The organism is Aggregatilinea sp. (assembly GCF_036822615.1).
In the GTDB taxonomy this organism is placed as follows: Bacteria; Chloroflexota; Anaerolineae; order Aggregatilineales; family Aggregatilineaceae; genus Aggregatilinea.
The window spans coordinates 1-24,695 of sequence record NZ_DAISHJ010000034.1; the positions used below are offsets into that span (position 1 = coordinate 1).

The 24,695-nt window shown below is 63.9% G+C and carries 22 protein-coding genes; 18 read left to right on the forward strand and 4 right to left on the reverse strand.

Annotation, left to right across the window (positions count from 1 at the left end):
* Positions 1–549 precede the first annotated feature (549 nt).
* The 5 genes from V7116_RS12000 (at position 550) to V7116_RS12020 (ending at position 5,375) form a co-directional block, all read left to right on the forward strand.
* Positions 550–1,677, forward strand: coding sequence for a DUF362 domain-containing protein (locus V7116_RS12000; RefSeq protein WP_324392168.1), 1,128 nt, complete (start codon positions 550–552; stop codon positions 1,675–1,677).
* The gene (locus V7116_RS12005) at positions 1,674–2,525 is read left to right on the forward strand and encodes a hypothetical protein (protein WP_324392169.1); all 852 of its coding nucleotides are present in this window, start codon (positions 1,674–1,676) and stop codon (positions 2,523–2,525) included. Before V7116_RS12000 ends, V7116_RS12005 begins: the two co-directional genes overlap by 4 nt.
* On the forward strand, positions 2,522–3,949 hold the full coding sequence (locus tag V7116_RS12010) for a GMC family oxidoreductase (RefSeq protein ID WP_324392170.1): 1,428 nt from the start codon (positions 2,522–2,524) through the stop codon (positions 3,947–3,949). The genes V7116_RS12005 and V7116_RS12010 overlap by 4 nt, the downstream gene beginning before the upstream one ends.
* A 152-nt stretch (positions 3,950–4,101) precedes the next feature.
* Positions 4,102–4,293 carry a ferredoxin gene (locus V7116_RS12015; protein WP_324392171.1) on the forward strand — a complete coding sequence of 64 codons (192 nt, stop codon included), beginning with the start codon at positions 4,102–4,104 and terminating at the stop codon, positions 4,291–4,293.
* Positions 4,294–4,409: 116 nt separating this feature from the next.
* Complete coding sequence (locus V7116_RS12020; protein ID WP_324392172.1) at positions 4,410–5,375, forward strand: proline dehydrogenase family protein; 966 nt, start codon at positions 4,410–4,412, stop codon at positions 5,373–5,375.
* 39 nt (positions 5,376–5,414) lie between these two features.
* Here V7116_RS12020 and V7116_RS25805 read toward each other — a convergent pair whose 3' ends face one another.
* The 3 genes from V7116_RS25805 to V7116_RS12030 all read right to left on the reverse strand — a co-directional run bounded on the left by V7116_RS25805 (position 5,415) and on the right by V7116_RS12030 (position 6,540).
* Entirely contained in the window at positions 5,415–5,573 is a 159-nt protein-coding gene (locus V7116_RS25805) for a type II toxin-antitoxin system HicA family toxin (protein ID WP_442891845.1), read from the reverse strand.
* Positions 5,574–5,641: 68 nt separating this feature from the next.
* The gene (locus V7116_RS12025; RefSeq protein ID WP_324392173.1) at positions 5,642–5,863 is read right to left on the reverse strand and encodes a type II toxin-antitoxin system HicB family antitoxin; all 222 of its coding nucleotides are present in this window, start codon (positions 5,861–5,863) and stop codon (positions 5,642–5,644) included.
* A 203-nt stretch (positions 5,864–6,066) separates the two neighbouring features.
* Complete coding sequence (locus tag V7116_RS12030; RefSeq protein ID WP_324392174.1) at positions 6,067–6,540, reverse strand: DinB family protein; 474 nt, start codon at positions 6,538–6,540, stop codon at positions 6,067–6,069.
* A 278-nt stretch (positions 6,541–6,818) separates the two neighbouring features.
* Between V7116_RS12030 and V7116_RS12035 the strand changes: the two genes are divergently transcribed.
* The 8 genes from V7116_RS12035 to V7116_RS12070 all read left to right on the forward strand — a co-directional run bounded on the left by V7116_RS12035 (position 6,819) and on the right by V7116_RS12070 (position 17,780).
* Entirely contained in the window at positions 6,819–7,859 is a 1,041-nt protein-coding gene (locus V7116_RS12035; RefSeq protein ID WP_324392175.1) for a LacI family DNA-binding transcriptional regulator, read from the forward strand.
* Between the two features lie 132 nt (positions 7,860–7,991).
* Positions 7,992–9,236 (forward strand): ABC transporter substrate-binding protein, encoded by a 1,245-nt coding sequence (locus V7116_RS12040; protein ID WP_324392176.1) that lies wholly within the window; start codon positions 7,992–7,994, stop codon positions 9,234–9,236.
* Positions 9,237–9,321: 85 nt separating this feature from the next.
* Positions 9,322–10,491 carry a carbohydrate ABC transporter permease gene (locus V7116_RS12045; RefSeq protein ID WP_324392177.1) on the forward strand — a complete coding sequence of 390 codons (1,170 nt, stop codon included), beginning with the start codon at positions 9,322–9,324 and terminating at the stop codon, positions 10,489–10,491.
* Positions 10,492–10,494: 3 nt separating this feature from the next.
* Positions 10,495–11,421 (forward strand): carbohydrate ABC transporter permease, encoded by a 927-nt coding sequence (locus V7116_RS12050; RefSeq protein WP_324392178.1) that lies wholly within the window; start codon positions 10,495–10,497, stop codon positions 11,419–11,421.
* Between the two features lie 6 nt (positions 11,422–11,427).
* Positions 11,428–13,905 (forward strand): sugar-binding protein, encoded by a 2,478-nt coding sequence (locus V7116_RS12055; protein WP_324392179.1) that lies wholly within the window; start codon positions 11,428–11,430, stop codon positions 13,903–13,905.
* Positions 13,906–13,912: 7 nt separating this feature from the next.
* Complete coding sequence (locus V7116_RS12060; protein WP_324392180.1) at positions 13,913–14,560, forward strand: hypothetical protein; 648 nt, start codon at positions 13,913–13,915, stop codon at positions 14,558–14,560.
* Positions 14,557–15,474, forward strand: coding sequence for a glycoside hydrolase family 130 protein (locus tag V7116_RS12065; RefSeq protein ID WP_324392181.1), 918 nt, complete (start codon positions 14,557–14,559; stop codon positions 15,472–15,474). Before V7116_RS12060 ends, V7116_RS12065 begins: the two co-directional genes overlap by 4 nt.
* A 242-nt stretch (positions 15,475–15,716) precedes the next feature.
* The gene (locus V7116_RS12070; RefSeq protein ID WP_324392182.1) at positions 15,717–17,780 is read left to right on the forward strand and encodes a hypothetical protein; all 2,064 of its coding nucleotides are present in this window, start codon (positions 15,717–15,719) and stop codon (positions 17,778–17,780) included.
* Between the two features lie 91 nt (positions 17,781–17,871).
* Here V7116_RS12070 and V7116_RS12075 read toward each other — a convergent pair whose 3' ends face one another.
* On the reverse strand, positions 17,872–18,273 hold the full coding sequence (locus tag V7116_RS12075) for a hypothetical protein (RefSeq protein ID WP_324392183.1): 402 nt from the start codon (positions 18,271–18,273) through the stop codon (positions 17,872–17,874).
* Positions 18,274–18,644: 371 nt separating this feature from the next.
* Between V7116_RS12075 and V7116_RS12080 the strand changes: the two genes are divergently transcribed.
* The 5 genes from V7116_RS12080 (at position 18,645) to V7116_RS12100 (ending at position 24,692) form a co-directional block, all read left to right on the forward strand.
* Positions 18,645–19,679 (forward strand): LysM peptidoglycan-binding domain-containing protein, encoded by a 1,035-nt coding sequence (locus tag V7116_RS12080; protein ID WP_324392184.1) that lies wholly within the window; start codon positions 18,645–18,647, stop codon positions 19,677–19,679.
* Positions 19,680–19,789: 110 nt separating this feature from the next.
* A complete protein-coding gene (locus V7116_RS12085; RefSeq protein ID WP_324392185.1) occupies positions 19,790–20,626 on the forward strand; it encodes an HAD-IIA family hydrolase in 837 nt (278 codons plus the stop codon).
* Positions 20,627–20,810: 184 nt separating this feature from the next.
* On the forward strand, positions 20,811–21,668 hold the full coding sequence (locus tag V7116_RS12090; protein WP_324392186.1) for a sugar phosphate isomerase/epimerase family protein: 858 nt from the start codon (positions 20,811–20,813) through the stop codon (positions 21,666–21,668).
* A 132-nt stretch (positions 21,669–21,800) separates the two neighbouring features.
* Entirely contained in the window at positions 21,801–23,075 is a 1,275-nt protein-coding gene (locus V7116_RS12095) for a sn-glycerol-1-phosphate dehydrogenase (protein WP_324392187.1), read from the forward strand.
* Positions 23,076–23,489: 414 nt separating this feature from the next.
* Positions 23,490–24,692 carry an ARMT1-like domain-containing protein gene (locus V7116_RS12100; protein WP_324392188.1) on the forward strand — a complete coding sequence of 401 codons (1,203 nt, stop codon included), beginning with the start codon at positions 23,490–23,492 and terminating at the stop codon, positions 24,690–24,692.
* Positions 24,693–24,695: the final 3 nt, after the last annotated feature.

The following is a 24,695-nucleotide window of genomic DNA, read 5'->3' on the forward strand; positions in this document are numbered from 1 at the left end:
GACGACCGTCGCCGCCGACGTCGGCGAGCAGGGGCGGCGCGCGGCGCGCCAGCTTCTGAGCGTGATCGCCGGGCGGCGCACGCGCGGCGTGACCGTACTCAGCGCGCGCCTGATCGTGCGCCAGACGTGCTGAGGGTGGTTATTTAACACGACCTCACCCCCAGCCCGTCTCCAATCAAGTTGGAGAGGGGAGAAAAGCCGGGTAGGGCAAGCCCTACCCCTACGCACATCCGGCCCAGTACATACGGGGCATTTCGTGTATTGCCCCTACGCCCCGCGTTTGACCGCATTCCCAACCTTGCATTTTTGTCATATACTTCTGCTTATCTGGTTATGACGCCCGGCTTAAGCCGACTATGGGTGCTTCTTCGATCTCGCACCGTGCCCCGGACGCGCACCCGCCGCTGCATGGACTCGTTCGTACCTCCACGTACAGCCTATCCATCCGTCCGCCCCTGCTTGGGATAAATACCTGAACCCTCCCCCCGTCCGGTTACTGTCCGCGCGGCTGCCATATGCTCTGGCATCCCCGTGTGAAGGAGGCTCTTTATGGGGAGTTCCCTGTCCCATCCCGTCTATTCCCGTGACGCGACCGTGTACGTCATTTCCGGCACGGAGAAGTTCGAGACGTTCCACCGCGCGGTCGAGCAGTCCGGCTTCATCAACCACGTGCTCGATCGCTGGCGCGCGACCGGCAAACCCCAGGCCGAGTTCCGCATCGCCATCAAGCCCAACATCATGACCGCCTCAAAGCACGAGGAGAATTCCCCGGTCTACACCGACCCGGCGCTGGTGGAAGACCTGATCCGGCTGCTGCGCGCGGAGGGCTTTTCGCGCTTCACCGTGGTCGAGACGCAAAACGTCTACAACTACTCGTACACCGGGCGCACGGTGCAGGCCGTCGCGGAGATGTGCGGTTATTCCGGTGACGGGTACGACATCGTGGATCTGAACGACGACACCGTGCCGCTCGACTACGGCGGCATGCTCGGCGTGCATCCGGCGGGCCGGGCGTGGCTGGAAGCGGACTACCGCATCTCGTTCGCCAAAAACAAGACGCACTGGCAGTGTTTTTATACCGCCTCGCTCAAATGCGTGTACGGCTGCCTGCCTATGTGGGACAAGATGAAGGTCTATCACGGGCGGGGGCGCGGCGGGCGCAACATCGAGTTTTTCCACGCCACGGCGCTGATCAACGAAAAGATGCCCGCGCACTTCGGCTTCATGGACGCCTGGATCAGCGGCGACGGCCTGACCGGCCACGTGCGCGATCCGTATCCGAACGAGACGCATACGATCTTCGCCTCGGAGAACTGCTTCGCGCTGGACTGGGTCGCGGGCGAAAAGATGCAGATCGATCCGGGCCAGAACTACGTGCTGCAAGAAGCCATGCACCGCTGGGGCACGATTCACATCACGCGCGTGGGCAACATGACGCCGTGGTATCCGTGGGACAACGTGCGCCCGATCGTGGTAATCGGCTTCAATGTCATCGAAGAATTTTACTGGTTCGGGCGCTTCATGTCGCGCGCGGCGGCCACCGAATCCGACCCGCGCTTCCCGCAGGTGGGGCGCTATCAGGGCTTCTTTAAGGTGATGCAGGCGATCGTGCGGCTGTTGGAGGGCCTCTTGACCCGCGCGACCGATCCCAAGAAAACACGGAGGCTGCCGGTATGATCGTCCCGATGCGGCGTTTTGACCTGAACGTAACCGAGACTTTTCTGGCTGACCTGGGCAATGGCGTGGCCGTGCTGCTGATGATCTTAGGCGTGGGCGTGGCGCTCAAGCCGTCGTGGTTCGAGGCGCACGACTTTTGGGGCGGGCTGTTGACCTGCGCGACGTTCGGCAGCGGGCTGCTGCTGGGGCTGGGCAGCGGCGGCATCCGCCAGAACCGCGCCGTGCTCGACATGTCGCTGCGCATCATGGCGCTGGCCGCGTTAGGGTGGCTAGCGTTGGGCATCTGGCGCGGGGCGTGGCTGTCGATCGTGGCGGGCGTGCTGATCGGCATGTTCGCCGCCGCGTGCTGGATTCTGCGGCGAGAGGGCACGCGCTCGCGCTTCATCCCGCGCTACTTCACCATGCGCCAGTTCGAAACGATGATCCAGATCGCGGACGCGATGCTCGACGCCGACGACCTCAAGCTCAGCCCGATCGACGTGGCGATCCGCACGGATCACCTGCTGGCCGAGGTGGATTCCCCGGTCAAGGACGACATCAAACAAGTGATGTTCCTGATCGAGTGGCTGACGCCGTTCCTGGTGCTGCGCCCGTACCCGTTTAGCGACCTGGGCACGCACGAGCGGCGGCGCATTATCCGCAAGGTGATCTGGTCGCGCGGGCTGTTCCGCGACGTGTCGCGCACGCTCAAGCTGCTTTCGACGTTTACCTACTACACCGCACCGGATGTGCGCACCGATCTGGGCTACGTGGACTTCGACGACCGCGAGCGCACGCAGGGCATCGACCAGTCGCTGCACGCCTATCCCGTCCCATCCGTTCCCGCCGAGCCGGAGGAGGTCCCATGAAACGCTACGACGCAGTGATCGTTGGTTCCGGGGCAGCGGGGGCGGTGATGGCGTACCGCCTGTCGAGCAAGGGCATGAGCGTGCTGGTGCTGGAACGCGGCAAGCGCGAAGATCCGGCCACCTTCGAGCACAACGAGATGGAAATGCTGCCGCGCGTGTATAAAAACGGCGGGCTGCAAACCACCGCCGACCTGGATCTGGCGATCATGCAGGGCTGCACGGTGGGCGGCTCGACCGTGGTCAACAACGCGATCTGGCTGCGCGCCGATCTCGACCGCCTGCTGCCGGATTGGAAGGCACGCGGTGCGGATCTCGACCGGGCGCGCATCGAAGCGGCTTACACGGACCTGGAATCGAAGCTGCGCGTCAGCCAGATCCCGATGGCGCTGGCGAACAACGGCACGAGCGTCTTTCTGCGCGGCTGCGAGGCGCTGGGCATCCCGGCGCGGCTGCTGGCGCACAACCGCGACGAGTGCATCGGGTGCGGGTGGTGCAACTACGGCTGCCGCTACAACCGCAAAACCTCGATGCTGGTGACATTCATCCCGTGGGCGGAGTCGCACGGCGCGGAGGTGATCGACCAGTGCCGCGACGTGCGACTGACACGGCGCGGATCGACCATCGCGGAGGTGAGCTATCACCGCCTGGGCGTGACGGAAACCGTGGCGGCGGATCGCGTCGTGATGTGCGCGGGCGCGATCGGCTCATCGGACCTGCTGCTGCGCAGCGACATCACACAGCGCGGCAACGTGGGCCGTCACTTTCACGCGTTGGGCGGGGTGATGGTCACGGCGGAGATGCCGGGTGAAGTGGACGCCTACGACAAGATCGGGCTGACCTGCGTCGCGGATGTGAGCGAGGAATGCGTGGTGGAGACGTTCTTTTCGCCGCCCGGCGCGTTTTCGATCACACTGGGCGGGTGGTTCGCCGCGCACTACGACCGCATGCACCGGTATACGCGCTTCACGCAGGCGGGCGTGATGGTCGGCACCGATCCGACGGGACGCATCACTATCGACCGCAAGGGTCGCACCAAGATCGATCTGTCGTTCAGCAAGCGCGACTTGGACCGCATCAAAAAGGGCGTGGGCACGCTGGCCGGGATCTTCTTCGCGGCGGGCGCGCTTTCCGTGCTGCCGTCCACGTACCGCTTTATCGAGCTGACCAATCCTAGCGACATCCACCTGATCGATGAGCAGGTGCAGCACGCGGACGATCTGCTGCTCGGTTCGGCGCACCCGCAGGGCGGCAACGTGATCTGCGAGGACCCGTCGAAGGGTGTGGTGGATACGTCGTTCCGCGTGCACGGCGTCGATAACCTGTTCGTGGTGGACGCCAGCGTATTCCCGTCGAATCTATGGGCCAACTGCCAGGCGACGGTCATGGCGCTGTCGCATGTGGCGTCCGATCACGTGGCGGCATGAGCAAAAGAATAGACGGGACGTGACAAAGACTGACATTTGGCGCAGAACACGTGAAACCTGTCACCTTGACGGTTCGCTCCTCGCTCTCTACTATGGAGACAGCCTTGAGAAAGGCGCTTTCAAGCATAAATGATGAATGAGGAGCTATTCCCATGGAAGTGACCGTCGATTCCAACGTTTGCTCGGCCTGCGAGCTGTGCTCCGACCTGGCCCCGAATGTGTTCGAGATGGGTGATGAGGGCTATGCGGTCGTGCTCGTGAACCCCGTTCCCGCCGAGTACGAGGACGATGTTCGTGACGCCGCTGATAGCTGCGCATCTGGCGCGATTGAGATCACCGAGTAAGCTGTCGCTCCACTATTAAAACCTGACACGGCGCTGCGGCACGTTTCCAGCGCCGTGTTTGCATTTCCGGTACCGGACCAGTTGCGGCGTACGAACAGGGGAAATAGGAGCAGCACATGAGCGAATCGGGCATTGGACTGAAGTCGCGCCTGTGGCAGCAGGCGATGATCCGCGCTGCGCGCAGCAGCTTGCTCAGCCGCGTCATGCAAGGCAATCCCCTTACGCACCGCCTCTCGCGGCGCTACGTCGGCGGCGGAAGCCGCGTGGAAGCGCTCGACACCGTGCGGGTGCTGGCGCATAAGGGCCTGCACAGCTCGCCGTACTACCTCGGTGAATACGTCGATACGCCGGAGCTGGTTGAGCGCAACGTGCGCGAGATCCTCGACGCGCTGGCCGTGTTCGATCAGGCCGAGCCGCCCGCCTTTTTCTCCATCGATCCTACGCAGATCGGGTACACAATCTCGGATGAGCTGGGCCGTGCCAACGCGCTGCGCATCGCGGAGGCGCTGCAGCAGCATCCCGGCATCTGGTTCATCATGGTCGATATGGAAGATGCGTCATACGTGGAGCGCACCATTGCGCTGTACGAAACGCTGCGCGAGGCCGGGGCGCAGGTGGCGATCACGCTGCAAGCTTACCTCTACCGCACCGAACAGGACTTCGAGCGGTTGGCAAGCCAGGGCGCGCGCATCCGGCTGGTGAAGGGCGCGTTTGTCGCGGGCAAGGATATCGCCTACACGCAGAAATCCGATATCGACGCGGCGTACGAGCGCATTGCGCGGCGCGCGCTGGAACCGGACCTCAAAGCCGCGGGCGCGTATCCGATCTTCGCCACGCACGACGACCGCATCCTCGACGCGCTCAAACCTGTGATCCGCGCGAACGGCTGGACACCGGACCAGTACGAGATCGAAATGCTGTTGGGCGTGCGCGAGCCGCTTCAGCGCCGTCTGGCGCAGGAAGGGCACATCGTCCGCGTATACGTGCCGTTTGGCACGGCGTGGTGGGCCTATACCGTGCGGCGCGTGGGCGAAAATCCCGCCAATGCGCGCTTCGTCCTTCAGGCGCTCTGGGGGCGGTGACGGAAAATTCAGGGAGAGCGGCTGCGGTGACGCCGCAGCCTACAAGTAGGCAATAAACTCGTCGACGGTCATCCCGGTTTGCTCGATGATGCTTTTCATGGTCGGTGCAGGGATGTCTCCGGGATGCATAGGGACGACCACTGTTCGGCCCGCTTCATTCACGTAGATCGCATGGCCAGATGCTGATTGCCGTTCCAGCTTAAAGCCTGCTCACTTTAATACTTTAACGCACTTGCGGGCCGTGATGATGGGGATTTTGGGCAACGTTACACTTCGGCGTCGAGGGTGACAACCTGCATCGGTGCACGTTCCGGCGGGACTTCAAGGCCGCGCGCTTCCAACGACTCTACGAGAAGCTTGATCGCATCCCGCGCATTGTCAATGGCCTGGTCGACGGTGCTGCCGTATGTAGAGATGCCCAGCGAAGGCACATCTGCGATGATCTTGCCGCTTGGCTCGTCCTTGTAAACGACGATCTGTCGCTTCATACTGCCCTCCATACCGATCTTACTTCTAGTGTATCTTTTCTAAAGAGGGGCTACAAGCACCGGGAGGATAACATCATGCGTTGTCCTCCGGTGAGTGTTAGCGATGGAACCGGTATGTTCCGGTCTTCTGCGGACGGCGTCGTTCACTTAACGACGCGACAGCCAGATATGTCACCTCCGGCGCATCCAGGCCGTCGAGCGGATTAGAGTCGCCCGAACAGGTAGTGAAGGTAATCCTGTGCGAAGGTGGGCGCGCCCATCTTGTGCAGCATCGCCAGCATCTGCGCGCGGTGATCCGTGCCGTGATTAACCAGATGCAGCACCATTTGCCACGTGGCCATGCCGGGCGTAAATTCCGCCTCGACCTGTTCGTCCGTCAGATCGCGTAACGTTTCGCGCATCTGCGCCTCGACGCCATCCCAATAGGCGCGCACAGCGGCCCGGTCGGGAAAGTCCGCCGGGTCGAGAAACTCGGGGCGGGGGACATTGCGCAGCCCGGAGAACCAGCGCTCGTCTACGCTCATCATGTGTACCGTCTGGTTGCGGATCGACCCGATCGAGTAGGGAAGATCCTGCACGAACTGCTCCTCGGTCAATGCACAAATGCTTTGATCCCACACTTTTCGGTTCAGGGCGAAGTGATAGTCAAAAAACAGACGAACCTCATCGGCTTTCATGATGTTCCCCCATTGGCAGTAGAACGCACATTCTAATATTGTACATCGGGAATTTCTTTTTCGGACAGCGCTTCTTTTTGATGCTGGCGCATGATGCAGTTTGCCCAAAGACTGCTCGTGAACCGGTCATGTTGCCCCATGAAGATGCTTGACAGGGCATGTAAATTGGTCGTATGCTTAACGTAAGCGCTTGCAATGAAATTTCAAAACTTTGCAATGGTGTTACGGCAGGCGCTCCGCATCCAACATCGCGCCACATCCGCCCAGGGAAAAGTGTCATGAAGCCGAGCCTGCAAGACATCGCCGACCGTGCCGGAGTTTCGACCGCTACCGTTTCTCGCGCGCTCAACGATCGTGCGGGCGTCAACCCTGAGACGCGCGAGCAGATCCTCAGCCTCGCGCGGGAAATGGGCTACATGCCCAGCATGGCGGCGCGCAGCCTGGCGACTTCCCGCACGTACAACATCGGCATGCTGACCTACAAGCACACCCCCCAGCCCATCGGCAGCTACCACGTGCAGATCGCGCAGGGCATTGACTTCGAGGCGCAGGCGCGCGGCTATCACGTCATCACGCGTTTCGTAGACGACGAGATGATGTCGAGCGGCGACCGCCTGCCGCTGGTCGCGGAGCAGCGCACCGACGGCCTCATCCTGGTGGGTCCGGCGCTGAAGGCTCCGTTCATCATCGACCTGTACAACAGCGGCGTGCCGATCGTGCTGGTCGATAACCTGCTCAACGAAACCAAGCTCGACGCGGTGGTGTGCGACAACGTGGACGGCACGCAGCAGATCACCCGCCACCTGATCGACGAGCACGGCCTGGAACGGCTGGTGTTCCTCTCCGGCCCGGCGCACTGGTTCAGCAGCCGCGAGCGCCGCGCCGGGTATGAGAGCGCGCTGGCCGCCAGCGGACTGTCGCCGCGCGTGGCCTACATGGCCGATACGACGGTCAATACCGGGTACGCCGCTATGCTGCGGGTACTGGACGAGCAGCCGGACGTGCAGGGTGTGGTGGCGGTCAACGACGCGACGGCGATCGGCGCGATCCGCGCGTGCAAAGAGCGCGGGTGGCGCGTGCCGGAAGATGTGGCGGTGGTTGGGTTCGACAACGTCGCGTGGGGGCCGCTCTACGACCCGCCGCTGACGACCGTCGGCATGTACAAGTATGAGACCGGTGTGCAGGCTGCTCGCCGCCTGATCGACGTGATCGAGCGGGGATCAGCTACGCCGTTTCAGCTCCGGCTCGGGGTCGATCTGGTCATTCGCCGGTCGTGCGGATGCTCGCCCACCGATGAGCCGATATTCCCGGACGAATAACGGATCGTTCGCATAACCTGTATGGAGTTCCGTACCGGGCAGGAAGGGAGGCAGTGCCTACCGTCAGTTCGCCAGCTATTCCATGTTGAACTTTTTCAACTAGTTTAGGGTCACACAGGAGAGGAAAATAAGATGACCAAGTATTTGCGCTCCGCTGTTCTTCTGCTGCTGGTGGCAGCTCTGCTGCCGCTGGTCCCCGCCGGGACGAAAGCCCTGGCTCAAGACAAGGTCACCCTGCGCGTGACCAACTGGGCGGGCGTGGACGAAGCCGCCGAATTCCAGGCGATTGTAGACGAGATCAACGCCACCGCGACCGACTTCGAGCTGGTGTACGAGCCGAAGCCCGATGACTACTACGTCCAGCTTCAGACGCAGTTGGCGGGCGGCACGGCCCCGGACCTGTTCTGGCTGGACCAGAATCACATGGCCTGGGCCTATCAGGACGTGCTGCTGGACATCAACTCCTACCTGGAAGCCGACGATCGCGGCGCTGCCGATCCTGCGGACTACTATCCCGGTGTGTGGCAGATCGTCGCGCTGAACAATGGCATCTACGGCCTGCCGTGGATCGCGCAGCCGGTCGTGCTCTACTACAACAAAGATATCTTCGATGAAATGGGCATGGACTACCCGACCGCCGAGTGGACCTGGGACCAGTTCCAGCAGGCCGCCATCGACCTGACCAACGAAGAACACTACGGGTTCATCCTCAACAGTTGGCCGCCGATCCACATGTTCATCTGGTCGATGGGCGGCGAAGTCGTCAGCGAAGACCTGCAAACCTCGCCCATCGACACGCCGGAAGCGATCGCGGGCGCGCAGCTTTACGCCGACATGATCTACAACCCCGAGTGCTGCGCTCCTGAAGAAGTGATCGCTGAAGAAGGCAACGCCGAAATGTTCAAGGCCGGGCGCGTGGCGATGTTCATGGGCGGCGCGGCGGACGACCTGGACCGCGTCGAGGGCCTGAACGTGGGTGTTTCGCCCGTGCCGCAGGACGTGAACGGCGGCAACACCACCTTCGCGTGGACCGCTGCGACCGTGATCAATGCCGACACCGAAAACCCGGATCTGGCCTACGAGGCGCTGGTCCAGCTCACCGAAGCGATCCAGAACTGGAAGATCGTGTCGCCGCGCATCTCGCAAACCACCATCGAACACCTCGTTGCTTCGGAACCGCGTAAGGAAGCGAACGCCGAAGCGATTCTGGCCGCCGTGCCCGATATGCGCGCGCTGCGCATCATCCCGCGGCAGGACGAATGGGACACCATCTTCTGGGAAGACTTCCAGGATCCGCTGTTCCACGGCGAAGACTCCGTTGAAAACCTGGCTGCCGACGCCCGCATCTTGCTCGAAGACGTCTTACCCATCGAGTAAAGCAGCTCCTCATAGCAGTGAGCAGGAGCGGTGCGAGCCGCTCCTGCTCGTCTCACACCACGAACAGGGATCAGGGAGGTGACGTATGAAGGGCGACCCGGGCGCGTTCGCAACGTACTATCCCACGCTTCTGCGCTATGTGGGCGTTGCGGTTGGACTGGCGATCTTAATGTATGGCGTGTACCGCCTGCTGCGCGCGCTGGGCGCGAAGCAGGAGTCTGCGACGGGCTTCTCGCTGATCCTGCCGTGGATTGTGGGCTTCGTGATTTTTACCGCGTTTCCGATCGGGCTGTCGTTTTACTTGAGCTTCACCGAATACAACATTTTGTGGGACAGTCCCAAAGCTTTGGAAGACAAGCTCTTTAACTACAAGCGCGCGCTGTCGATCAAGGTGGTGGAGCTGCACGAGGGCGAGCGCCCGATTCAAGTGCTGGGCACGATGAGCGGCAACACGCCCGAAACGGTGCGCTACCGCGAGCTGGCCCAATTTACGTTCCGGGGCAAGCATTACGTGCTCGGCGCGACGGATGGCTATTTCCTGAAAGGAGTCTGGCTGACCCTGCGCTACGCTGTGATCAGCGTGCCGTTGGGGATGTTAGGCGCGCTGGGGGTCGCGCTGCTGCTCAACCAGAATATCAAGGGGGTGGGCTTCTGGCGCACGCTCTACTATGTGCCCGCCGTGCTGCCCGCGGCGGCGGTGGCGCTGCTGTGGTTCTGGATCTTCGCGCCCAACCGGGGCCTGATCAACTGGTTTCTGAAGCCGCTGTATGCGCTGCTCGGCGTAGAGCCGCTCGGCTGGTTCACCGACGCCAGCCTGGTGCTGCCCTCGTTCATCATCATGGGCATGTGGGGCATCTTCGGCGCGAACACGGTGATCCTGCTGGCCGGGCTGAAGAACATCCCCAAGGAACTGTACGAAGCGGCAGCGATCGACGGCGCGGGCAACTGGGTGAAGTTCCGCCGCATCACGATCCCTATGCTCAGCCCGGCGCTGTTCTACAACCTCGTGACCAACACCATCGCCGCGCTGACAGTTTTCACGCAGCAGGCATTCATCCCCACCAACCGCGAAGACGGCTGGTTCGTGAACTGGTTCATTTATAACGAGGCGTTCAATTACGGGCACATGGGCTATGCCTCGGCGCTGGGCTGGATGCTGGCCGTGCTGGTGATCCTGCTGACGCTGCTGATCTTCCGCTCGTCGAGCGCGTGGGTGTTCTACGAAGGCGCACGCCGCCAGGAAGGAGGCGCATAGGCCATGAGCACCAGTGCGCAAACCCTCGACCGCGACGCGACGATGATCGATCCGCTGGCGCAGCGCCGCCGCCGGATGGACCTGCTCGCCCGGGTGCTGATCTATTTCCTGCTGCTGGTCGGCGCGGCGATCATCCTGATCCCGGTGCTGTGGATGATTTCGACCTCGCTAAAAACCGAGTCGCAGTTGTTCGTCTATCCGCCCAAGTGGGTTCCCGATCCGATCGAGTTCAGCAACTACGTGGACGCCTGGAATTCGCTCGGCTCGATCGCGCCGGGGCTGACGTTCTGGCGCATCATCGGCAACACGCTGTTCATCACCGTGCTGGCGATGTTCGCGGAGATGTTCAGCGCGGCAGTGGTGGCGTACGGCTTCGCGCGGTTTTACTTCAAGGGCCGCGACGTGATCTTTTTCATCATGCTGGCGACGATGATGATCCCGCCGACGCTGACGCGCGTGCCCGCCTTCCTGATCTGGCGCGAGCTGGGGCTGCTGAACACCTACGATCCGCTGACCGTGCCCGCGTGGTTCGCGTGGGGGCCGACTTATATCTTCCTGCTGCGGCAGTTTTTTATGACCATCCCGCGCGATATGGAAGACGCCGCCACGGTGGACGGAGCCAACCCGATCCAGATCTTCTTTTACATCATGCTGCCGCTGGTCAAACCGGCCTTCCTGGCGATCGGCGTGCTGTCGTTCCAGGGCAACTGGAACAACTTCGAGTCGCCGCTGATTTACCTGAACACCACGCAGATGTTCCCGCTGGTGCTGGCGATCCGGTTCTTCCAGGAATCGCTGTCGAAGGAAGCGCCCAAGTGGCACTACATGATGGCGATGGCGACCATGATGGCCGCGCCGATTCTGGCGCTGTTTTTCGTGGCGCAGCGCTACTTCATCGAGGGCCTGACGGTCGGCGCGGTGAAAGGGTAACGGGCGATGGCAAACGGTCGCTTCATGGTACTCCTGCGTCTGCTGCTGGTGGCTGTATTCGGGTGCGGCTTGCTGTTGAAAGGACGTGCTCCGGTGGAGCGTGCACAGGCGCAGGACGGCGCGATGCGCGACGGGATCGTGAATCTGGAGCATCTGCGCTTCCTGACCGAGCCGGTGACGTTCGGTGACCGGGACGTGGCGCTGGTGCACATCTATTCCGAAACGCCCGACTACGAATGGGTCGATGCGGCGGGCGAGGGCATCGCGGCGGTGGACGACGTGGCTCGCGCAGCGATCGTTTACCTGTGGTACTACGAGCGCACGGGGGATGCGCGCGCGCTGGACGAGGCGCGGCTGTGCCTGGAATTCGTGCAGGCGCTGCAAACCGACGACGGCGCGTTTTACAACTTCGTCTACGACCGGGAAGGCACGATCAACACCGAGGGCGGCACGAGCTACAAGTCGCTGGGCTGGTGGGCGATGCGCGGGCTGTGGGCGCTGGCCGAAGGCTACCGCGTGTTCTCGGCGGTCGATCCCGCCTACGCCGCCGAGCTTCAAGAAAGCTACCTGCTGACCGAATCCGCGCTGGCCGAGATGATCGTGGAAGAAGGCGCGACGACGATGCTGCACGGCTACGCGATCCCCTCGTGGATCCCCGGTGGCGCGACGGACGTCGCCTCGGTCGAGCTGCTGGCGCTGACCGCGTACTACCGTGCCGCGCCGAATCCCGGCACGCAGGTGCTGATCGAAAACGTCGCCAGCGGCATCGCAGCGTACGGCCTGGGCGACAGCCAGACGTATCCCTTCGGGCTGATCCCGGTCACGACCAGCGCGCCGGGCTACTGGCACGCCTGGGGCAGCCACATGATCGCGGCGCTGGCCGGGGCGGGTGACGCGCTCGGTCGCCAGGACTGGATCGATGTGGCGGCGCGCAGCGCGGATACGTTCCTGGTCCGCCAACTGGCCTTCGAGCGCATTCGCGAGATCGGCATCCTGCCCAACCGTCTCGGCCAGATCGCCTACGGCACGAACATGATGGTGCAGGACTTCATGACGCTCTACCGCGCGACGGGCGATCCGCAGTACGCGCAGTTCGCGGGGCTGTCGGCGTCGTGGTTCTTCGGCAACAACATGGCGGGCGTGCCGATGTACGATCCCGACACGGGGCGCGGCTACGACGGCATCAACGGGCCGACGGTGTGGCGCGTCAACTTCAACGCCGGGGCGGAATCGACCATCGAGGCGCTGATGGCCCTGCTCACCGTGGGCGGCGATCCGGCTGCGGCGCGTTACATGGACTACACCGAAACGTCCGTGCGGCCCTACAAGGTCGTGGAGGCGGAATCGGGCCAGGTGGCGGGCGGCGCGCCGGACTTCCGCACGCGCGAGTGGACCGGCGAGGCGGTGGTCAGCAGTGGCGGGTACTACAGCCTGGGCGAAGGCGACGCGCTGGAGGTGCCGTTCGAGCTGGCGTGGTCCGGCGACTACTGGATCTATGCCGCGCACCAGCGCCAGGGCATCGCCGTGGAAGAAACGACGCTCGCTGCGCTGCGCACGCCCGGTCCGGTGACGGTGGACGGCGCGCTGGACGAATGGGACGCCGCGCCCGTCTTCGCTGCCAACACGGGCCGCCAGTTTTTGCGCGGCGCGGGGCTGTGGCGCGGGCCGGACGTGGACAGCTTCACGATCCGCTTCATGTGGGACGACGAGGCGCTGTACCTCGCCGCCGAGGTGCGCGATCCCCGCTTCGAGCAGGATCAGGTGGGACCGGGCGTGTGGCAGCAGGACGCGTTCTGGGGCTACCTGGACGCGACCGGGCGCGGTACGCGGCTGAGCGCCAAGTTTACGCTGGCGCAGACGCCCGACGGCCCGCAGGTGTGGGACTGGATCGCGCAGACGTGGCTGCCCAACGCGGATCTGGCGTGGCAGGCCGCGCCGGACGGCGCAGGCTACACCTACGAGGCGCGGCTGCCGTTCCGCTCGCTACGCGTGGACGATCCCGCCAGTGGCAAGGTGCTCGGCGTGGAGGCGGGTATCGGTGTAGGCGGCGACTCGTTCCTGGATCTGACCGGGGCCGATCCCGACACGCCCGCCAATCTCGCGCACCTGATCCTGGCGGACGACCTGGGCGACCTTGACGAATTTGGCGGCGCGGAGGAGATTCTGTCCGGTGCGGACAGCGCAATCGCCCTCGGCATCAGCCTGGACGGGGAGGAGCCGCTCGTCGTGCCGTCGAACACCTCGCCGGACCGCCGCTATTTGTGGCTGGACCGGGCCGGATCGGAACCGGTGCACCTGGACGCGGGCGCGCACACGCTGCGCCTGACCTATGCGGGCACGGAAGCGAGCCGCCGCGAAGAAGTGGACGGTTTCCTGATCCAGCCGGTCGTCGCGGAGCGGGTGTTTGCCGGGCCGGACGGGGGCACGCTCACCCTGACCTACGACACCCGGACGGGCGAACTGCGCGTGCTTGAAAGCGAGTAGCAGGGACATGCAGGCAGCGTTAGGCGTCGCGTGGGAAACGTTGAAAGACTGGTACAACAGCATGGTCGGGCTGGCCGCGCTGAACATGCTGTGGATCGGCTCCGTGCTGACGGTGGTGCTGGCGGCCCCGGCGACGGCGGGCCTCGCCGCCGTGACCAACAGCATCGCGCACGGCACGGGCCAGCACTTTGAGGACTTCAAGGGCGGCGCGCGGCGCTACCTGTGGATCAGCCTGCGCTGGCTGCTGGTCAACGCGATCGTCGTCGGGCTGCTGGCCCTTAACATGGCGTTTTACGGCAGCATGGAGAGCGCCATCGCCCCGGCGCTGCAAGTCTTTGTGGCGGTGCTGGCCGTTGTGTGGGCGGCGGCGCAGCTCTACGTGTGGCCGTTTTTGATGGAGCAGGAAGACAAGCGCCTGCGTCTGGCGCTGCGGAATGCCCTGTTTCTGGCGCTGGGCACGCCCGTCTATACGCTGACGCTGCTGGCCGTGGCGGCGGTCGTGGTGGCGGTGAGCGCCGTCACGATTCTGCCGCTGGCCGTTTTCACCGCCAGCTTTTTATCTTTACTGGGTAACCGGGCTGTGGTCGAGCGGCTGACCGCCTTTGGCAAGCTGCCCTCGGCGTCACAGTCCGCCATCGATGGAGAACAACCATGAGCAAACCACTCACTTTGACGCGCTATCCCGGCAATCCGGTCCTTGTGCCCTCACTGGTGAACGAGTGGGAAACCGACAACGTCTTCAATGCGGCGGTGGTCGAGCACGAAGGACTGATCTACATGCTGTACCGGGCGCAGGGCCTGGACCGCATCTCGCGCATTGGCTGCGCGATCAGCACGGACGGCTACCACTTCAACCGCATGCAGGAACCGGTCTTCGTGCCGGAAGAGGATTACGAAGCGTTCGGCGTGGAGGATCCGCGCATCACCAAGCTGGACGGCTGGTTCTACATGATTTACACCGCCTATTCGTCGCTGGGCACGCGCGTCTCGATGGCGCGCAGCCGCAACCTGATCGCGTGGGAGCGGATGGGCATCATCCTGCCGGACGAAGACAACAAGGACGCGGTGCTGTTCCCTGAGAAGATCAACGGGCGCTACGCGATGTTTCACCGGCGCATTCCCGATATGTGGCTGGCCTATTCCGACGACCTGATCCACTGGACCAATCACCAGATCATCATGAATCCGCGCCCCGGCCTGTGGGACGGTGTGCGCATCGGCGCGGGGGGACCGCCCTTCCGCACCGATGACGGCTGGCTGTGCTTCTATCACGGCTTCGCGGAGGAGCGCGTGTACTGCCTGGGGTTGGCGCTGCTCGACCTGGAAGATCCGAGCAAGGTGCTCAAGCGCCAGGACGATCCGATCCTTGTGCCACGCGCGCCGTGGGAAGTGCACGGCGACGTGCCGAACGTGGTGTTCACCTGCGGCGGCGTCGAGACGGACGACGAGTACCTGATCTACTACGGCGGCGGCGATCACGTCATGGCCGTGGCGGCGATTACGAAGGGCGAGGCCATGTCGCTGGCGTCGGTCAGCAAGGCCGATGTCGCGGAGTTCACGAAGGGCTAGAGTCTGGGTTGACGTTGTAACACGCTTTAGCTTGCAGGGAGGTTGAGGTTTACCTCACCCCTTAACCCCCGGCCCCTTTTCCCCTCTCCAATCGGATTGGAGAGGGGCCAGGGGTGAGGTTCTTTTTTGCTAATCTTTTCAAGGTTTCACTTAACCTGCCCTGGTTATCGCTCTAATCCGGCTCGTTCGTTTTTGCAGTCGAAGAGGCCGCCCGCGCTGCCCCTTCCATCCAGGAGCTGAAGATGGTCACATTCGAGAATGGCGATCTGCGCCTGCGGCTGGAAGAGGAAGCGCAGGGCGCGTCCTTTTTCAGCGACGTGCGCGTGGACGGCGAGTGGCGTCTGGCGGGGACGGGTAGCCGCCCCGTGGAGCGCCTCGTTCCCACGACGATCACCGCGCAGGGATTGGCGGGCGAGGGCGACGGTCTGCGCTGGGAAACGGTGATTTCGCCCGCGGCGGGCGGGTTCCGGCTGGAAACGACCTTGCACGCGGATCGCCCGGTGGCCCTCGATCCGTCCATGATCCTGTGGCTGGGCGCGCTCGACGCGCTGGATGACCGCCAGGAACATACGTGGCGGGCCACGATTCTGCGCGCGCCGACGGTCAATCAGCAGGGACTGCCCGGCAACGACCTGATGGCGGCTTACTTTTACGATCATTGGACGCGGCTGGAGACGATCTGCCTGTTTCCCGCCGACGCGCTGCTGTGGTCGCCGCACCGCCTGCTGGACTTTACCGCCCGCGAGGTGCTGCGCTACCGCCCGGCGGGCCGCTATGGGCTGGGGTTGGTCCCTGCCGCGCCCGACGTGACGTTCGACTTCGCGCCGGGCGATCACCGCTTCGAGTGGTGGTTCACGCAGCGCCACCGCGAGGACATTCCCTCGCCGTGGGAGGCGCAGACCGCGCTGGTGGACGCCGTAGCGCCGCTGCTCGATCCCGTCCCGGCGCTGACGCCCGGCGCGCTGCCGTGGCGGGAGATGGCGGCGCGCACGCTGGACGATCTGCACGATCCGGCGTGCTGGGTCACGGTCGAGGGACAGACCGGGCTGCGCGCGTACGTGCTGGGCAGCTCGGCGGTGGGGCGCGACGACCGGCCCAACTTCGAGCTGATGACGCAGCTTGACGTGCTGTGGCCGCTGCTGCTGTGGCAGCGCGAGTTTCCCGATCCGCGCCATCAGGAGCTGATCGATCGCCTGCTGGCGACGCTGCCCGCCTATCACCGCCCCGACTGGTGTTACGTGGCGAACAACTTCCCGCCGCACTCCGGCGACAGCTTCATGGATACGTGGTACTTCCTCGAAAACGGGCTGATCAAGCTGGGGTGGGTGGCGTACCTGACCGGGGATGAAACGCTGCGCGCGATGTTTTTCGACGCGCTGCACGGCGCGACGGCCCTCGCGCGGCAGACGCATTACCTGTTCCCGCTGTTCGCAGACGCCACCGACTGGCAGCCGCGCGGCAGCGTGCTGAACGTGTCGGTGGGCGGGCTGTACGCGGCGGGCTACGTGCTGGCCGTGCAGATGACAGGCTCGCGCGCCTACCTGGACGAAGCCGCCGCGGCGCTGTGCGTGATGCACGCGCTGCCCCCGCACCAGTTGACGCACGAGGTCCAGCAATTGACCTTCGCGGCGGCTAGCGCGGCCTTCCTCGCACGGGAAGGGTACGAAAACCGGCCCGCGTACTGGGCGGCGATGGCGGCGGATTTCACGCGGCTGGCGCTGCGCATGGGATACTGGCAGCGCGATCCCGCCGTGCCGTTGTACGATCCGCGCGGCATGTTCCAGGCGTGCGCGTCGCTGTCCTATCCCGCGTACAAGGAAAATGTCGAGGCGCTGCTGGCATGGCCGGAACTTCTGCGGGGCCGTGCGGGTCCGGCGGGGGTGATGGCTGCCTTCGCCAACTTACAGCGCTGCCATAATACCGTGTTTTTCGACCCTTACCTGCCGGAAAGCGTACGGCGCGGGCCGTGCCCCGGCATCCCCTACGAGGACGTGGCGACGTCGGAGTTCGCGCATACGGCGGAACTGGGCAAGGAGTTATACGGCGCGGGCGAGGTGCTGTGGAGCGGGTTGCTGTTCGACGCGCTCGGCACGGTCGATGCGCCGGACGTGCTGTGCTTGTGCCTGGACGTGCCGTGCCTCGATCTGCGCCCGATTCCCCCGGCGGAGGCGCGGCGCTATCTGCTGTACAATCCCGCCAGGGAGGCCCGTACCGTGACGCTGCGCAACGCCGCCGGAGAACGCCCGGTTGATTTGCCGCCGCGTACGCCGCTCGTCGCATCGATCAGCGGTGAGGAGGGGGCCTAAGCTGTTGGGTATAAAGGCAGACAGCACAGCTATCCTCAGGATAGGGCTGTGCTGTCTGCGTCTGGCATTCCAATACGACTGAAATCGATCCTCAGGCGGATGTAATCCAATCCATCGCTTCTGCCGGGTCCGTAAAGACCGCCACGCGTACGCCCATCTCATAAAATGCTTGAACAAATTCGCCCATGTTGAGGCGCGCTGCGAAGTCGTGCGGCACGACCAGCGCCCAATATTTCCAACCGGCGTCGATGGCATTGGGCAGCCAGTGCGTGTTGATCCACTCCGTTTCTTCCTCGGTGTGCGCATCAATCCGGCTGTTGTCCGAAAGCCACTTGGTCGCCCCGTACTGCCGTAGCAGATCGGTACCGCGGTTCAGCGCTTCCTTAAGGTATTCACCGCCAATGCCGGGCTTATAAATATGGTGGACCAATCCTTTATCTTCATGGTAATAAAGCGAAACATAATTATTGTCGAGCGCGGTTATAGTTGCCATCCGGTGGAGCCTTTCTCGAGCTTAGTTCGTGAAGCATGGCGTTTCGTTGTTGATAAATTAATTTATAGTTGATTTTTGATTAGGTGTCAATATTCCATTAATGAAAAAAATCGTAATTTTTGCGCCGCCATTTGTGCCACTGGATCAGATGCCACTCGCGCAGATGGATCACCTGGATCACCGCGCAGGTTTGGCGCAAGGCGGCGGCGTGTTGGGCCAACAGGGTACTCTGCCATTTTTGGCAATTTGGAATTAACACTTTACACTTGGCACGAGCCTGTCGGCTTTATCGTGAAAATGTGTTCAATCAGGAGATGACCCGTTTCTTCTGCCCATTGGGGGGCGTGAGGGCAGCGGGAACCGTGACACCAATGGCGATTTTTACTACCATGAAGTGGCGGATAACGATCGTACTGGCCCTCATCGGATCGATGCTGGCGCTCGGTGGAATGGGCGCTGCGCTGCGTGCGCCGGAAACGGCCTGGGCGCAGGGCGACTCCGGCTCGACCGTGGTCAGTGCGGTGAACGCGTACCGCGTGGCGCACGGCCTCGCACCTCTGAGCATCAACGCGTCGTTGATGGCTGCCGCGCAAAATCACGCCAGTTGGATGGCGGCGACCCGCACCTATTCCCACACCGGCGACGGCGGATCTTCCCCGCAAAGCCGCGCGAACGCGGCAGGCTATTCCGGCTACGTGCTCGAAAACTTTTTCCTGGGCGCGTCGGCCAGCTCGCAGGACGCGGTGAGCTGGTGGGACACCAGCCCGGTGCACAAGGCGGACATGCTCGCCACGCCGCATACTGAAGTTGGCGCGGGTTTCGCGTCCAACAACGACGTGCGGATCTTCGTGCTGCTGGTCGGCAATCCCGTACCGCCTACGCCTGTGCCCAGGGTGGCGTCGGGTGGCGCAGCGGTCGAGGAAGAGGAAGAAGAAGCCGGACCGCCCATGATCATGATCTATAAGAGCGACCCGCGCGAAGACGGCTCGATCGTGCACGACGTTCAGGAAGGCCAGACGCTGTGGGACATCTCCGCCGTGTACGGCGTGGGCCTGGACCAGCTCAGCGCGCTGAATTACCTGAAGCCCGGGCAGGTGATCCATCCCGGCGACCAGATTCTGGTGCAGTTGGGGCCGGGCCAGACGCCGCCCCCGCCGCCAGATGAACCGAAAACGCACATCGTCGCGGAAGGCGAGACGATCTGGGAGATCGCCGTGCTCAACGGACTGACGGTGGACGAACTGCTCGATTTGAACGGCCTGACGCGCGCGGATGTGCTCGTACCGGGCACGGAACTCCGGCTCACTGCCGATGATCCGTCCACGGCGGAACCCACCGAACCCGCCGCGCCCATCATCACGCCGACGGCAGCCGGGCCGACGCCTACCCCTGCGCCGCCTGCCTGAGTCGCGGCGCGATCCGATTAGCCTCCTGAGAGGAGCGGCGGTACACTCGTTAGTCGAGCCGCCGCTCCTCGTTTTGATCTCGCGGCGTTTTGCCACCGGGAGCAGTTCGCATGGCACATTCAATCGACGGCTTTGTGTTTGACCTGGACGGCACGGTGTACCTGGGCGACCGCGCGCTGCCCGGCGCGGTGGAGACGATCGCAACCCTGCGCGCGCAGGGCAGACGCGTCCTGTTTGTGAGTAACAAGCCGCTGGAGCCGCGCCAGAATTACGCCGCCAAGCTGACGCGCCTGGGCATTCCGACCGGGGCGGACGACGTGATCACCTCCGGGTACGTGTTGGGCTACCATCTCGCGCGCGAATACCCCACCCTGCGCTACTACGTGGTCGGCGAGCAGGCGCTGCTGGACGAACTGCGCGGGCACGGCCTCGACATTGCCGGGGAGTTCGACGCGCAAAACCCCAAAGAGGTGATCCAGCCCGACGGCATCGACGCGGTGGTGATCGCCTTCGATCGCACCCTGGACTATCGCAAACTGAATACGGCCTATCAGGCGCTGTTGAACGGCGCGCGGTTTTTCGCCACCAACGCCGATAAGATGTGCCCCATGCCCGGCGGCGGCATCCCCGACGCGGGCGCGACGATCGCCGCGCTGGAACACATCACCGGGCGGCAGTTGGAGCTGCTGGCGGGCAAGCCGTCGCTGCTGATCATGCAGGTGGCGCTGGACCGGCTGGGGCTGACCGCCGACCGCTGCATGATGATCGGGGACCGGCTGGAGACGGACATGCGCATGGGCCAGCAGGCGGGTATGGTCACGGCGGCGGTGATGACCGGCGCGTCCACCCGCGAGGACGTGGCGCGCATGGAGCGCCCGCCCGATCTGGTGCTGGACGGCATCAAGGATCTGCCGGAGGCGCTGGCCGCGCTGGAAAACAGCGAATAGCGAATAGCGGTTAGCCGCTAGCGATTAGCGGTTAGCAACAGGCGGTAAGCTGAACGCCGCGCGTGAGGTCTGCTTGAAAGAGGTTGATTTTTTAGCTTTTGGCTGGCGGCGAACCGCTCGCGGCCAACGGCTAAACATTTGTGCGTTGGATTCTTTGCAAAAGTCTTATGAGGAGATCCGTACTATGCCAAAATATGGTGCACATGCATTTGTTTGGGTTCCCGATTGGAACGTGGAACTGGGTAACAAGGCCATCGCCGCGGCGGGCAAAGCAGGCTTCGACTTTATCGAGATCCCGATCCTGCGCCCCGACGACTTCGACGCGGCGTCCCACAAGCAGGCGCTGAAGGATGCCGGGATCGAAGCGTGTGCGTCCACCGTGCTGCCGCGCGACGCCCATGCGCCCCAGGCCCCTGACAAGGCCATTGCCTATCTGAAGGCGTGCCTGGACCAGCTCGAAGCGATCGGCGGCACGTACCTGGGCGGCTGCATCGGCTATTCGCTTGGCTACCTGACCGGGGCAGCGCCGACGCCCGCCGAACGGCAGGCCGTGATCGACGTGCTGGGCGACGTGGCGGAATACGCCAAGGCGCGCGGCATGACCATCGCGCTGGAAGTGTGCAATCGCTACGAGACGTACATGTACAACGCGCTAGTGGACGGCCAGGACGCGGTGAAGGCCGTGCGCGCGCTGGGCTTCGACAACATCGAGCTGCACGCCGATACGTACCACATGAATATCGAGGAAGAGGGCTTCTATAAGCCGCTGGTCGATACGGCGGAGACGCTTGGGTACATCCACATGAGCGAGAGCCATCGCGGGCTGGTCGGCTCTGGCACGGTCAACTGGGAGCAGGTCTTCCGCGGGCTGGCCGATGCGCACTATACGGGGCCGCTGGTGCTGGAATCGTTCGCGGCGGTCAACAAGGACCTGATCGCGGCGACGTGCCTGTGGCGTCCGCCGAACCAGCCCTCCGACGTGCTGGCGAGCGAAGGGCTGAAGTTCCTGCAAGACGGCGCAGCCAAGTACGGGCTGGCATAAACCGCCCGGCAGAAGTACGGCGATTTGGCGTAGGGGCATGCGTTGAATGCCCCTACGATCACGTTACGCCCCAGTCCGTTCACGCTGCCAGAGACGCGATCTGGGCGCGTGGCGAGAAAAAGGATTGTCATCATGGATAAGGATCATCCGGTTGAAATCGTGATCGGTCAGGACGCCATCGAGCGCCTGGTTCAGTTCTGCGCGACCCTGCCCGAGCCGCGCCTGACGATGGTTGCGGATACCAACACGTACGCGGCCCTGGGCGAGCGGGTCGAAAGCGCGCTGAAAGCCGCCGGGCTGGACGTGCTGCCAATCGTTTTGCGCGGCGAGGAAGTGGCCGCCGACGAGAAGCATCTGGTCGAGGTGCTGGTCAAAGCGCCGCCCGTGCCGCAGACGTTCCTCGCGGTGGGCAGCGGCACGATCACCGACATCGCGCGTTACATCAGCTACCGCACCGGGAACAAGTTCATTTCCGTGCCGACGGCGGCCTCGGTGGACGGCTTCGTGTCCACGGGCGCGCCGCTGGTGGTGGGCGGCATCAAGGACACGTATCCATCCCACGGCCCCTACGCGCTGTTTGCCGATCTGCCTACGCTGGTCGATGCGCCGCGCCCGCTGACGGCGGCAGGCTTCGGTGATATTTTGGGCAAGGCGATCTCGCTGGCCGACTGGCGGCTGGGCCAACTGCTGTGGAACGAGCCGTACTCGCCGGACATCGCGGGGCGCACGCGCCGCACGCTGGACGAGTGCATCCGCAACGCCGAGGACATCCGCAGCGGATCGGCGGAGGCGCTGCACGCGCTGCTGGACGGCCTGATCGAGTCCGGGATGTGCATTCTGGACTTCGGCAACTCGCGGCCCGCCTCCGGCGCGGAGCATCACTGCTCGCATTTCTGGGAGATGCAGCTTCTGCGGCTGGGCCGTCCCGCGATTCTGCACGGCGCGAAGGTGGGCTACGCGGCAATCCTGATGTCGCAGCTTTACGCGCAGATCCGCGCGCTGACGCAGGACGAGGTGGCGCGGTTTGCCGCCGACGCGCCCGCGTTCTCCCGCGCGGCGCAGATCGAGGAAATCCGCACGGCGTACGGCGACTCGGCGGACGGCATCATCCAGATTCAGCAGCCGTTCCTGTCGCTGAGTGAGGCGGACGTGGCACAGATCAAACAGCGCATCGTGGACGAGTGGCCCACCATTCAGGAGATCGCAGCGACGGTTCCGCCGCCGGAGGCGGTCACGCTCGCGCTGGAGACGGTCGGCGCGCCGGTAAGCTGGCGTACGCTGGGCCTGCCTGAGTCTGTGGTCGCGGGTGGGCCGCGCTACGGGCACTATTTGCGCAACCGCTTCACGATCCTGAAGCTGTTCGGCTTCCTGGGCCTCGACGCGCCGGGATCGATCGAGTACGTGTAGGACCGGTAGAACGCTTGTAGGGGCGTAGCGCCATACGCCCCATATATAGCAAGTTAAGCATTCAGCGGCGCGATAGACGACTCTGTCTTTCGTAGGGGCGATGCTTGCATCGCCCGCCGTCAGCAAAGCCGGGTAGAGCAAGCTCTACCCCTACGCACATCCGGCTTGGCGACTTGCATCCTGAGTGCCCGTTCGTCGTAGGAAGCAGGCACCGGTCGATCCGTTAACTTGGTGCCGTGCGCTGGTGGGAACTTCATTCACCTCACCCCCGCCCCCTTTGCTCTTGGTTTTCCTTTGTTTTCCACGTATGCGCGGAACGGGGGCAAACCGCCGCGCCGGATCCCCTGCCAGTTGCGCTGCCTCAAGGTATCATAGACACATTCGATCCCTGTCCCTATTATCACCGAGGACCTCATGAGCAATTCCGTTTTGGACCGCATCCGGCCCCTACGCACGGATAACGACTTCGCCCGCGACACGATGACCCGCCGCGTGCCGGGTATCCTGCGCGAAGTGCAGGCCGTCAATCCCGATTACCCGCCTGAAATCGTGCAGGCGATCGAGCGTCTGCGGACGGCGCTGGTGGACGACGAGCCGATCGCCATGCTCGATCTGCTGCCCGCGCCGCCGCCTGACTATGTAGACTGGCTGGTGACGTGGCGCGCGCAGAACAAACGCTCGCCGCGCATGACGTGGCAGGGCGCGGAGTGGTTTTTCACCGAAACGTACCTGTATCGCTGCTTGATGCAGGCGATCCGCTGGACCGAAACCGGGCGCGACCCGTTTGTGCCGATCAAACGGCGCGAGATGCAGAGCGAGCGCCTGATCCAGTTGGTGACAGCAGCGCTGGACGTGCAGGGCAGCTTTGCGGAAAAGCTCGGCTTGATGCTGGCCTTCGATCTGTGGGGCAACCGCATCGATCTCAGCCACCCCGCCAGCGATCTGGCCGACAAGGCCGCCGATGAGGATGATTTGCTGGTGGACGACCGCGAGGCCGTGATCGAGCTGCTGCGCCCGGACGGGCCGCGCGCGGCTGGCGCGATTCACGTCGTCACCGACAACGCGGGCAGCGAGCTGGCGCTCGATCTCGTGCTGCTCGATCTGCTGGTGACGGGCAGCGGCAGCCCGGTCGTGCTGCACGTCAAGCCGCACCCCACCTACGTGAGCGATGCGGTCGCGGCGGACATCTGGGCCACGATCGACGTGTTCGAGGCGGCGGGTGGATCTCCTGCGGCGCTGGCGCGGCGGCTGCGCGCGGCGTGGCAGGCCGGGCAGTGGAGTATGACGACGCACCATCTGTGGGCCAGCGCGCGCTATTTATGGGAGATGCCGCCGACGCTGCACGAAGCCTTCGAGCAGGGCCGTCTGCTGATCCTGAAGGGTGACGTGAACTACCGCCGTCTGACCGGAGACACGGTTTGGTCCAATGACGTGTCGTTCGCGGACGTGGTTGGCGGGCTGCCGCTGCCGGTGCTGGCGCTGCGCAGCCTGAAGTGTGACGTGGCGGTGGGCCTGCCGCCGCGTGCCGCCCAGCTCGACGCGAACATGCCCGGCTGGCGCGTCACAGGTCAGTACGGCGTGATCCAGTTCGCGCGGAACGATCCGCCGCGCCGCTGATGG